At 76.8% G+C, this 11,019-nt stretch carries 9 protein-coding genes; 2 read left to right on the plus strand and 7 right to left on the minus strand.

Annotated features, from left to right (window positions below):
• Window positions 1-154 precede the first annotated feature (154 nt).
• Entirely contained in the window at window positions 155-919 is a 765-nt protein-coding gene (locus IG94_RS0122750) for a chaplin (RefSeq protein WP_052410799.1), read from the plus strand.
• 62 nt (window positions 920-981) lie between these two features.
• Here the strand turns inward: IG94_RS0122750 and IG94_RS0122755 are convergent, their stop codons facing one another.
• Entirely contained in the window at window positions 982-2,355 is a 1,374-nt protein-coding gene (locus IG94_RS0122755; RefSeq protein WP_224326379.1) for a carboxylate--amine ligase, read from the minus strand.
• A 149-nt stretch (window positions 2,356-2,504) separates the two neighbouring features.
• On the opposite strand from IG94_RS0122755, the gene IG94_RS0122760 reads away from it, so the two are divergent.
• Window positions 2,505-3,818, plus strand: coding sequence for a glycoside hydrolase family 26 protein (locus tag IG94_RS0122760; RefSeq protein ID WP_031040103.1), 1,314 nt, complete (start codon window positions 2,505-2,507; stop codon window positions 3,816-3,818).
• Between the two features lie 19 nt (window positions 3,819-3,837).
• Here the strand turns inward: IG94_RS0122760 and IG94_RS0122765 are convergent, their stop codons facing one another.
• The 6 genes from IG94_RS0122765 to IG94_RS0122790 all read right to left on the minus strand — a co-directional run bounded on the left by IG94_RS0122765 (window position 3,838) and on the right by IG94_RS0122790 (window position 10,995).
• Window positions 3,838-4,995, minus strand: a complete 1,158-nt coding sequence (locus IG94_RS0122765) for a GNAT family N-acetyltransferase (protein ID WP_052410800.1) — start codon at window positions 4,993-4,995, stop codon at window positions 3,838-3,840.
• Complete coding sequence (locus IG94_RS0122770) at window positions 4,992-5,723, minus strand: YveK family protein (RefSeq protein WP_107060644.1); 732 nt, start codon at window positions 5,721-5,723, stop codon at window positions 4,992-4,994. Before IG94_RS0122770 ends, IG94_RS0122765 begins: the two co-directional genes overlap by 4 nt.
• Complete coding sequence (locus IG94_RS0122775; protein WP_052410801.1) at window positions 5,720-6,937, minus strand: glycosyltransferase; 1,218 nt, start codon at window positions 6,935-6,937, stop codon at window positions 5,720-5,722. Before IG94_RS0122775 ends, IG94_RS0122770 begins: the two co-directional genes overlap by 4 nt.
• A gap of 10 nt (window positions 6,938-6,947) precedes the next feature.
• Window positions 6,948-7,637, minus strand: coding sequence for a polysaccharide deacetylase family protein (locus IG94_RS0122780; protein WP_031040116.1), 690 nt, complete (start codon window positions 7,635-7,637; stop codon window positions 6,948-6,950).
• Window positions 7,638-7,783: 146 nt separating this feature from the next.
• Entirely contained in the window at window positions 7,784-9,535 is a 1,752-nt protein-coding gene (murJ, locus tag IG94_RS0122785; RefSeq protein WP_052410802.1) for a murein biosynthesis integral membrane protein MurJ, read from the minus strand.
• Window positions 9,532-10,995 carry an O-antigen ligase family protein gene (locus IG94_RS0122790; protein WP_372459466.1) on the minus strand — a complete coding sequence of 488 codons (1,464 nt, stop codon included), beginning with the start codon at window positions 10,993-10,995 and terminating at the stop codon, window positions 9,532-9,534. The genes murJ and IG94_RS0122790 overlap by 4 nt, the downstream gene beginning before the upstream one ends.
• Window positions 10,996-11,019 lie beyond the last annotated feature (24 nt).

Genomic DNA, 11,019 nt, shown 5'->3' on the forward strand with positions numbered 1-11,019 from the left:
AGTTCCGCACCGACCGGCTGCGTCACGGCCGGCCTTGGCCAACTCGTTTGGTTCGGGGCCGGCTTTTCCCCTCTCTGCAGCCCGGCCTCCAGATCTTTCTCCCACCTCTACCAGCAGGAAGACAACGAGAGTGCGACAGACTCTGAGCAGGGGGATGGTCGCGGCAGCCGCCGCGACGGGCATCCTTTCCCTGTGCGGCAGCCCCGCCCTTGCCGACTCACAGGCGGACGGGGCGGCCACGAACTCGCCGGGCGCCGTGTCCGGCAACGCCGTCCAGGCACCGGTCCACATCCCGGTGAACGCGTGCGGCAACAGCATCGACATCGTCGGTGTGCTCAACCCGGCCTTCGGCAACGAGTGCGAGAACAGCTCGGACGAGGAGACCGGCGGACACGACGGCGGGTACGGCGGCGGGTACGGCGAGGACGCCCAGTCCTCCTCCGGCTCCTCGTCCTCCGGTGGCGGCGCCCACGCGGAGGGCGGCACGGAAGGCTCGCCCGGCGTCGGCTCCGGCAACAACGCGCAGATCCCGGTCGACGTGCCGGTCAACCTCTGCGGCAACACGATCGACGTGATCGCCGCTCTGAACCCCGTCTTCGGCAACGACTGCGAGAACACCGCCGAGGAACCCCCGGGCTACGGCGAGGAGGAGCCCCCCGGCTACGGCGAGGAAGAGCCGCCCGGTGAGGAGGAGCCGCCTCCGGCCGAGGAGGAGGAGCCGCCTCCGCCCGCCGCCGAGGAGGAGCCCCCGCCGCCCCCGGCGGAGGAGCACCACCCGCCCGCCCCGCAGACGGAGCAGCCGCCCGTCCTCGCGGAGACCGGCAGCGCCGGTGCCCTGGGCGCCGGCGCCGCGGGCGCCGTGCTGATCGCGGGCGGCGCGATCCTGTACCGCAGGGGCCGCTCCGCCGCCGGTCTCTGACCTCCGGCCGCCCACGCCCCCGGTCGCCCGCACGGGCCGCCGGGGGCGTCGCGCGTGCCGGATCAGTGGCTGCCCGCCCGCTCGTCGCCGGGGAAGCCGGTGCTGTGGCTGTGGCTGTGGCTGTGGCTGTGGTTGTGGCCGCGGTCGCTGTCGCTGTCCCGGTCGGCGTGGTCGTCGGCCGGGGCGTGCGCCTGGCGTACGACATGGGGGCGGGCCGGGACGCCGGTGGTCTGTCGGTCCCCTCGGCCCGTGCGGCCGGTTCCCCGGCGCAGCCGGTCCCGCAGCCGGACGGCGACGTGGCGGCCCCACAGGGTCCACAGCGCCCGGCCCGGCGCCCGGTCGTCCGGGGCGTTCCAGGCCAGCTCCCGCCCGCCGGGCGCCGGACGCAGGGCGCTCAGCGGCGCGTAGTTCTCCACCACGAACTCCCGCCCCGGCCGCGGCGCCCCCTCGGGCAGGGTGCGGTGCGTCAGGTCCAGGTGCAGCGCGCGTACGACGTCGAGTCCGGCGGAGTCGGTGAACAGCCGGAACTGGGCCCCGGGCCGCGGATTGAAGTCGAGCAGGTGGTAGCGCCCCGTCGTGCCGCAGCGGCGGAAGTCCAGGTCGAGGACGCCCCGGTAGCCCAGCTCCGCGCAGACCCGTTCGGCGAGCGCCTGCACTGCCGGGTTCGGCGTCCAGCGGCCCACCGCGGTCAGACCGGCGCCCCGCGGCCTGGCCCGGATCTTCCGGCCGGGCCCGCCCGCGCGGACCGTGCCCGAGCGGTCGGCGTACCCGTGGAAGAACCAGTCCTGGCCGGGACCCGGCGGCAGGAACGCCTGGAGCAGCAGTCTGCTGCCCGCCTCCTCGGCCCGCCGGCACAGCTCCCCGGCCTCCCGCGCCGAACGCACCAGGACCGTGCTGCGCAGCCCGCCGCCCGGAGGCACCAGCCAGGGCCGGCTCCACTTCGCCACCACCGGCAGCCCCAGCCGCCACGCCGCCCGCGCCGCCTCGGCCGGCCCGTCCGGGACCAGCGTCTCGGGGTGCGGGACGTCCAGCGCGGCGCACACACCGGCCAGCTCCGCCTTGTCGGCCACGCGCTCCGCCAGCCCACCGGGCAGGTCGGGCAGCAGGTACAGGGGCGCCAGCTCGTTCCGCGCCCGGCTCACCGCCACCGCGCACGCGTCGTCCATCGCGACCAGGACGGCGGGACGCGCGATCCGCGCGGCGACGCGGCGCAGGACCGACGTGATCTCGGCGGGCGACGCGCCCGGCGGCGGCGGAGTGTGCAGCCGGCTCGCGTAGCGCGAGGCGCGGACCGGGCTCCCGGCGCAGTCGGCGACCACGTGCACGTCCACCCCCGCGCGGCCGAGCGACCGCACGGCGCCCAGCGTTCCGTGGTGGAAGGGATTGCGGTCGGTCCGCAGCAGCACGGCGGGGACACGGGTGTCGAACAGCGACACGTGAGACGTCCTTCGTATTCGGTTCGGTTCACCGGTGCGGACGAGTGGCGCACTCGGAAGCCGTAACGGCGGTGGCGTGATGGCATTTCATATGACTGAGTGTCAGTAGAAAAGATGATTCGGTGATCAACGGTGAGGAAGGGGCCGCCATGGCCGTACGGGAGTCACGGATCCGGTCCAGGCGGCCGGCCTGCGCCGTGGCGGCGGTCGCGGCGGCGGCGCTGGTGGCCGCCGTCCCCACGGTCGCCGCCGGTGAACCGGCCCCGCCCGCCCCGGTCCCCGCCCCGTCCGCGTCGGCCCCGCCCGCCGAAAAGCCGGCCGGGGAGCCCGCGGGAAAGCCGGCCGGTACGCCCGCCGAGAAGCCCGCCGTGCCTCCCGCGTTCGGCGCGTACCTGGACTACGGGGCGCGCGGCGTGGCCCGCATGGACGAGCTGAGCCGCTGGCTCGGCGACGCCGAACTGCGCGTCGGCCACACCTACCTGCCCGGCGACCGCTGGAGCAACATCGAAGGCGCCCCCGGCTTCCTCGACGTATGGGCCGACTGGCGCACCCGCAAGGCCGACCGGATGCTCGTCCTCAACGTGCCCATGATGGAGCGCAACGAGGAGCACGTCGGCGACGACGAGGTGCGCGCACTGCTGAGCCAGGGCGCCGCCGGACGCTTCGACCAGCACTTCCGCGCCCTCGCCGAACACCTGGTCGCCCTCAAGGTGCCGGACACGGTGCTGGTGCTCGGCTGGGAGATGAACGGCACCACGTACACCCACCGCTGCGGTCCCGACCCGGAGGCCTGGAAGACGTACTGGAACCGCATCGTCACCACGATGCGGTCGGTGCCCGGCCAGAAGTTCAGGTTCGACTTCGCGCCGAGCCGCGGCCGGGACGCCGTGCCCTGGACGCAGTGCTACCCCGGGGACGCGACCGTCGACATCATCGGCATGGACTCCTACGACCAGCCGCGCGGCATGCCGTTCGACGAGCAGGTGAAGGAGCCCTACGGACTCCAGGCGCACGTGGACTTCGCGAAGGCGCACGGCAAGCCGGTCTCCTACCCGGAGTGGGGGCTCTTCCGCAACGGCGACAACGCCGCGTACATGCGGCGCATGCTCGCCTGGATGGACGAGCACAAGCCCGTCTACAACACCGTCACCGACTACTGCCCGCACGGCGTCTTCCAGTGCGACGACAACCCCCGCTCCACCGCCGTCTACCGGTCCGTGCTCTTCGGCCGCACCGACGACCCGGCCGCCGAACCCGCCGACCCGCAGACCCCGGAGCCCACCCCGACCACCCCACCCGCCACGCCCACCGCGCCGCCCGTGCCCCCGGTGCCGTCCACCACGCCCGCGCGTCCGGCCGACTGCTCGCCGCTGGAGCTGGGCGACTGGGTCGAGCACTGGCTCGGCGGCAAGCTGTGCCTGCGGCTCGACTGGTACGCGCGCAACAACGCGTCCGACAAGTAGCGGCGCCCGGCGGGGCCGTTCAGGTGCCGCCGCCACCGTCGTGCTCCTTCCGCTCCGCCCGCCGCCGCAGCAACTCCTTGCCGTACCGCCGGGCGGCGGCGTCGCCGAGGGCCGCCGCCAGCAGCGGAGCCGTACGCCGGCGGGCCAGCAGCAGCCGCCGGTTCGGCACCGGCTCCGGGCGCCAGCGGTGCTTGTACGGCTCGTCGCCCCGCAGCAGGCTCAGCACCTCGCGCCCCGGCCGCCGGGCGTGAGAGGCGCACGCCTCCAGCAGCATCACCGCCACGTCCGCCCTGCGCTCCCGCAGCCGGGGGTGCGCGCCGTACAGGTAGCCGCCGGCCAGCCGGTGCGACAGCAGCGTCACGTCCACGGCCACCACCTCGTCGTCCATCCGGAACTCGGTCACCACCGCGTCCCCGGCCCGCACCATCGGCCCCACCGCCCGCACCAGGTGCTCGCGGAACCGGGGCCGCAGGTGCTCGCCGGTCACCTTGCGCCCCTCCCACTGCAGCCGGTGCAGTTCCAGGAGCCGGACGAGCGCCGCGTCCACCTCGCCGGGCAGCACGGTCCGGCTCTTGACGCCGAGCGAGTCCAGCCGGCGCAACTGGGCGCGGACCCGCTGCCGGGCCTTGGCCGAGGGCAGCCGGGCGGTCAGTCCGTCGACGGAGAGCGCGGGCAACTCCAGGCAGAGCGAGTCGGCCACCGTACGCCGGGGCCCGCGCCACCGGTCGTAGACGCGTTCGGCGGCGGCGCCGGGGCGCACCTCGCGCAGGTCGACCAGCGCGGTGCGGGCCGCCGCCGCGAGAGCCGAGGTGAGCGCCGCCGCCGCGTCCGGCCCGCGCTCGTCGTCCAGCAGTACGTCCCCGTAGTCCGAGACCGCCCCGCCCAACGGCACCAGCGCCGGAACCGGACGCCGTACGAGGGTCAGCGGGGCGGCGCCGGCCAGTTCGCCGCCCTCGCGGGCCAGCACCAGCCGCAGCCGGCCCGCCCGGCCGTACGAACGCCACCACGAGTGGAGCCAGGCGTGGCTCTGGAACGGCGTCGCGGCGGCGCACCGGGCGTGCAACCGCCCCCACTGCGCGGCCAGCGCGGCGAAGTCGCCCTCGTCGGTGACCAGTTCGGCCGTGTACCCGGGCGGGAGCGCGGGCGTGCCGGTGTGCGGCTGCCCCGGATACGTCACAGCTGCGCGCGGACGTCGGCAGCCGGCGCGGGCCCGGGGACGGCCGCCGGCGTGCGGTCCCGCTCCCGGGCGGCGCCGCGAGGCCGGACCAGCAGGGCCAGTCCGCCCAGGAGCCCGCCCGCGCAAGCGCCGACCAGGCCCGTCACGGCGGTGGACGCCGACGACGCCGCGGTGGGCTTTGTGGCCCGCGCGAACTGCCGCAGCTCCACGTGGGTGTCGTCGGCGGCGGCGTCCGCGTGCCGGGTCAGGGCACGGGCGACCGCGTTCGCCATGTCGGCGGCCTGCTCCGGGTCGGCCGAGGTGGCCGTCACGGAGACCATCGGCGCGTCCGGCGAGGTCGCCGTGCGCACGCTCTCCTCCAGCGTCGCCACCGGCACGTGCGCCCACATCTGCGCGTCCCCGAGCACCGCGAGCTGCGTTGCGACCCGGCCGTAGGCCTGCGCGAAGCCCAGCGCGGCGGCCGGGTCGGACTTGTCGGTGGGGACGGCGACGACGTAACCGGTCGCGGTGTACTGCGGGGCGGTGAGCAGGCCGTAGCCGGCGCCGAGCAGCCCGCCCACGAGGACGCCGGCCGCGAGCGGCGACCAGGGCGGCAGGGCGCGCGGGCGGCGCGGCACACGGCGGCGGAACCGGCGCAGGGCGGCCCGGACGCGGTGCGGACGGGCGGGCGGTTCGGGCTCCTGGTCCGCCGCGGGCTCGGCCGGGGACTGGGTGAGGGACTCGGTCATGCGGAACTGCCTCCCTGGGGTGCCGGGGACGTGGATACGGGCGGGGGTTCGGGCGAGGAGGGGGACGGAGACGGCGGGGGCGGGGGCTTCGGGTGGGTGAGGGCGGTCGCGTACACGTCCAACAGCCGGGCGGCGCTGCGGGTGACGCAGTAGTGGCGGGCGGCCCCGGGCACGGTGCGCGCGCCGGGCCCCGGACCGGCGGACGCGCGGACCTCGGCGAGGGCGCGGGCGAACTCCACGGCGCCGCCGGTGACGCGCCGGGCCGTCGGCGCCTCGGCGTGGGGCAGGTCCTCGATCGCCGGGCACGAGGAGTACAGCACCGGCAGCCCGGAGGCGAGGCCCTCCACCGCCGCGAGGCCGAACGCCTCCTCCGGCGACGGCGACGCGAGGACGTCCATCGCGGCGGCGAGCGAGGGCAGGTCGGGGCCGGGGGAGCCGTCGGCGGCGCAGGGGCGCTCGCCGGTGAGCAGGACGCGGTCGGCCACCCCGGCCTCGCGGGCGGTGCGGCGCAGCAGATGCTCCTCCGGCCCGCCGCCGACCAGCAGCAGCCAGCAGTCCGCCGGGAGCAGGGCCAGCGCGCGGACCAGGACGTCGAACCGCTTGCCCGGGGCCAGCCGGCCGATGCCGCCGACGACGTACGCGCCCTCGGGCAGGCCGAGGCGGCGGCGGGTGCGCAGCCGCCGGACCGGGTCGAAGCGGAAGCGGGGCAGGTCGATGCCGTTGGGGACCACCTCGATGCGCGGCGCGGGCACGCCCCACCGCTTCAGCCGGTCGGCGACGGTGGGCGAGACGGCGACCGTGGCGCTGCCCAGCCGCTCCCCGGCCAGGTACAGGGCGCGGACGCCCGGGGTGAGCGGACGGCCCTCCATCTGGGAGTCGCCCAGGGAGTGTTCGGTGGCGACGACCGCGCGTACGCCGGCCAGCCGGGCGGCGAGACGGCCGTAGAGGCAGGCCCGGTAGAGGTGGGTGTGGACCAGGTCGTAGCCGCCGGTGCGGACGAGGCGGGCCAGGCGGGGCAGGGCGGCCAGGTCGCGGTTGCCGGTCATGCCGAGGTGGACGACCTTGACGCCGTCGGCGAGCAGGCCGTCGGCGACCGGGCCCGGGTTGGTGAGCGTCACGACGTCGCAGTCGACGGGGAGGTGGCGCAGCAGCAGGCGCAGCTGCTGTTCCGCCCCGCCGACGCCGAGTCCGGTGATGATGTGCAGTGCCTTCACGCCGGCCGCCTCACACCCCGGCCGCGGCCCGGCGGCGCAGGCGGTGCAGCCGGGTCTTGAGCAGCAGCCGTACGGACGTGTCGCGCTGCCCGACGTGCACGCGCGGCAGGGCGTACGGGCCGGTCAGCGGGCCGGGGTCGATGGCGCAGGCGTACGTGTAGCCGGCGGCGCGCACGGCGTCGGCGGCGCGGGCGTCGACCGTGCCGTACGGGTAGCAGAAGCCGGTGACCGGAGCGCCGGTCAGCTCCGCGAGCAGCGCCCGGCTCCCGGCGGTCTCGGCGGTGAGCACGGTGTCGTCCGCGGCGGTGAGGTCGACGTGGGTGAGACCGTGCGAGCCGATCTCGACGCCCTCGGCGGCGGCGTGCCGGATGCCGTCGGCGGACAGCAGCGGCTTGCGCGGGCCCAGCGGGTCCCAGGCGTTGTCGCCGGCCAGGCGGCCCGGCAGGACGAACAGGGTGGCGCCGCAGCCCCAGCGGCGCAGGCACGGCAGCGCGTGCTCGACGAAGTCCGCGTACCCGTCGTCGAACGTCAGCCCCACCAGATCTCCGCCGGCGCCCCTGGCACGGGCGGCCAGCAGCTCGGCCACCGGCACGCCGCGCAGCCCGCGCCGCCGCAGCCAGCGCAGCTGCGCCTCCAGCCGGTCGGGCGTGACCGTGATGCGGTACGGGTCGTCCGAGCGGTCGCCGACGGAGTGGTACATCGCCACCCAGGGGACGGTGCGGGTGCGGGGGCCGGTGCCGGGGGTGCGGGGGCCGGTGCCGGGCCGGGTGTCGGTCGTCGCCGCCGGAGCCGCGTCGGCGGATGCGAGGGCGGGGGAGGCGGGGACGGGAACGGGGGTGGACGCGGTCATGCGGATGCCTTCGGGTGGGAGGAGGGTGGGGGCGGCGGACCGGTCTCCGCGCGGGGTGGCGCCGGGGGCCGGGTGGCCTCGGGGACGGGGCGGCCGAGGACCCGGAACCCCAGGGCCGGGCAGAGGGCGGCGAAGACGCCGCCGACGGTCGCGGCGCCGACGGCGAGTGCGAGGGCGGGTGCGGCGATCCGGTCCGAGGCCAGCGCGCCCGCGCCGGTCGCCACCGCCGCCGCCGGGACCAGCCGGCCCAGGTCGCCCAGGACCCGCCGGACGCGGACCGGGACGCTGCGCGGGCCCATGCCGGCGAGCAGCAGGGCGGCGGTGACGGTGATGCCGGCGGCGTTCGCGGCGGCGATGCCGGTCACGCCCCACGGGCCGACCGCGCAGGCGCCGACGACGGCGGTGGTGAGGATGCCGGCGGCCATCGCGGCGAGCGGGTACCAGGAGGCGCGGCCCGCCGAGAAGTAGGAGCGGGCCAGGGCACCCACCATGGTCTGCCCGAGCAGTCCGAGGGCGTACACGCGCATGACGCCCGCGGTCGCCGCCGTGTCGGCCGCGGTGAACGCGCCGCTCTGGAAGAGCAGTTCGATGATGCGCGGCGCGCAGGCCACGACGGTGGCCGCGCCGAGCAGCACCACGCAGGACGCCAGCGCCACGTCCCGCTCGACCCGGTCGCGGGCCCGTTCGGTGTCGCCGTCGGCGAGCGCGCGGGCGACCACCGGGAAGGTGACCGTGCACAGCATCAACGACAGCGTCATCGGGACCTGGGCCACCTTCTGCGCGTAGTTCAGGTGCGAGATGGCCCCGGCCGGCAGCCCGGCGGCGAGGAAGCGTTCGATGAGGACCTGGGACTGCCGGCACAGCGCGAAGAGCAGGACGGTGGTGAACAGGGCGATCGCGAGCGGGCGCGCCCGTTCCTCGGCCCCCGTGCCGGCCGCCCGGCCGCCGCCCTCCCGACGGCGCAGTTGCCGCAGCAGCGACGGCAGTTGCGCCGCCACCATCAGCAGGCCGCCGAGCGCGACCCCGGCCGCCGCCGAACGCACCCCCCAACGCCCGCCCAGCACGAACATCCCGGTGATGATGCCGGTGTTGTAGGCGACGTAGATCGCCGCCGGCGCCAGGAAGCTCCGGTGCGCGCGCAGTACGGCGCTGCAGTACCCGGCGAACCCGGAGCTGACCACGCAGGTGGCGGTGAGCCGCGTGCAGTCCACGGCCAGCTCGTGGTCGGGCAGCCCGGGGGCGAGGGCCCGGACCAGCACCGGAGCGGCGGCGGCGACCAGCGCACCGGCCGCGGTGAAGGCGAGGGCCAGCCGGGGCAGGGTCGAGGCGATCAGCGCGCGGACCGGGTCGCCGGGGGCGCCCTGCGCGCGGCGGGCCAGGGCCAGGCTGAACATCGGCACCAGGGCGAAGGCCAGCCCGTCCTCGATCAGCAGCGTCGCCGCGAACTCCGGCACCGTCCACGCCACCAGGAAGGCGTCCGTCTCGCTGCCGGCCCCGAACAGCCGGGCCAGCGCCTGGTCCCGGACCAGCCCGAGCACCGACCCGGCCACCGACAGCACGGCGGTGAGCAGAGCGGCCCGGGCCAGGAAACGCCCGGAGGACCGGCCCTCGGCGGACTCGGCGGACTCGGCCACGCCGGCGGTCTCGGCGACCTCGGCGGCGAGCGCGGGGGCCGGGGGCGGTGGGGCGGCGGTCGGCGCGGGGGCGGGGGGCGCTCCGCCGGCCGTACGCGGCTCGGTCGCCGTCACCGCGCCGACGCCTTCTGCGGGGTGGGTCCGGAGGCCTGCGGTGCTTCTTCCGCGGTGGGTTCAGGTGCTCGCGGTGCTCCTTGCGCGGTGGGTCCGAGCGTCCCCGGCGCCCCCTGCGCGGTGGACGCGAGCGCCCCCGGTGCCCCCTGTGCGGGAGACCCGAGCGCCCACCACGCCGCCAGCCCGAGGCAGACCGCCGTCAGCACGGTCGAGGGCCCGCCGATGTCGGCGTACGCGAAATCGGTCAGCTGCCACACCAGCAGCCCGCAGGCGACGAACGCGCACTCGGGCGCCGAGCCCCGCTCCCGCCGGGCGCCGCGCAGCCTGCGGAGCCCCAGCACGAGCAGGGCCAGCCAGCTCCCGGCGAGCGCGACCAGCCCGGTCAGCCCCTGCTCGGCCAGCACCAGTACGTACATGTTGTGCGGGGACAGCAGCGGCTGCCGGCGGTACCCCGCGCCGGCCCCGTCCGTCTCGCTGCCCGAGGACAGCGCCAACGAGGCGTGCGTGTCACGGTGTTCGGGAAAACCCTTCAGCCCCACGCCGGTCAACGGCCGCTCCCGCCACATGCCGGCCGCCGCCGCCCACATCGTGTAGCGGTCGGTCACCGACTGGTCGGGGGCGTCGGCGACCTGCGTGATGCTGCCGACCCGCTCCTGGAGCAGCGCCGTACCGACTCCGAAGCCGCCCACCAGCACCACCGCCGCCGCGACCACGGCCGCGCCCACCGCCAGCGCCCTGCGCGCCCCCGCGAGCAGCAGCTGCACCGCGCACGTCACCGCCGTCGCGATCCACGCCCCGCGGCTGAACGACAGGGCCAGCGGCAGCAGCAGGGCGAGCGCGCACCCGGCGGCGAGCAGCCGCCGCCGCACCGGCGCCGGGCCCAGCGCCAGCCCCACCGCGCAGACCAGCCCCAGGGAGACGACGGTCGCCATCCCCATCACGTCCTGCGCCCCGAAGGTGCCCACGGCCCGGATCTGCTCGCCCTGGTAGGAGGCGCCGGTCCCGGTCGCGTACTGGTGCACGCCGACGGCCCCCTGCCACACCGCGAGACCCACCATCGACCAGGTGAGCAGCCGTACGTCGGCCCGGTCGCGGACGAGCAGCAGTACGGCGGCGGGGACCAGGACGAAGACCTGGAGGTACCGTCCGAGTCCGGTCAGCCCGGCGCCCGGGGACACGGCGCCCGCCGCGGCGACGGCCAGCCCGAGCACGGGCAGGCCGAGGACCACGGCGGCCGTACGGGACAGGGGGCGCCGCCGGTTCCGCACCAGTCGCAGCGCGCAGTACACGACCACCAGCGCCGAGACCGCGTCGGCCGGGTGCGCGCCGCCTCCGCCGTCCGGCGCGACGGGCAGGGCGAGCAGCGCGACGACCGCGACGACGGCCAGCACGGGCGGCGGCAGCCGCCGTACCCGCCCGGCGGACGACGCGTGCGGGGGCGCGGGGCGGCCCGGTGGCAGGGGGTGGTCCAGGGGCAGGGCGTG

The sequence above is a fragment of the Streptomyces olivaceus genome, from assembly GCF_000721235.1.
GTDB lineage: Bacteria > Actinomycetota > Actinomycetes > Streptomycetales > Streptomycetaceae > Streptomyces > Streptomyces olivaceus.

Bases quoted from the DNA above. Each gene is read 5' to 3' on its own strand.
- IG94_RS0122770 (WP_107060644.1), bottom strand. From the start codon at position 5,723: ATGACCGAGTCCCTCACCCAGTCCCCGGCCGAGCCCGCGGCGGACCAG.
- IG94_RS0122750 (WP_052410799.1), top strand. From the start codon at position 155: ATGGTCGCGGCAGCCGCCGCGACGGGCATCCTTTCCCTGTGCGGCAGC.
- IG94_RS0122780 (WP_031040116.1), bottom strand. From the start codon at position 7,637: ATGTACCACTCCGTCGGCGACCGCTCGGACGACCCGTACCGCATCACG.
- IG94_RS0122760 (WP_031040103.1), top strand. From the start codon at position 2,505: ATGGCCGTACGGGAGTCACGGATCCGGTCCAGGCGGCCGGCCTGCGCC.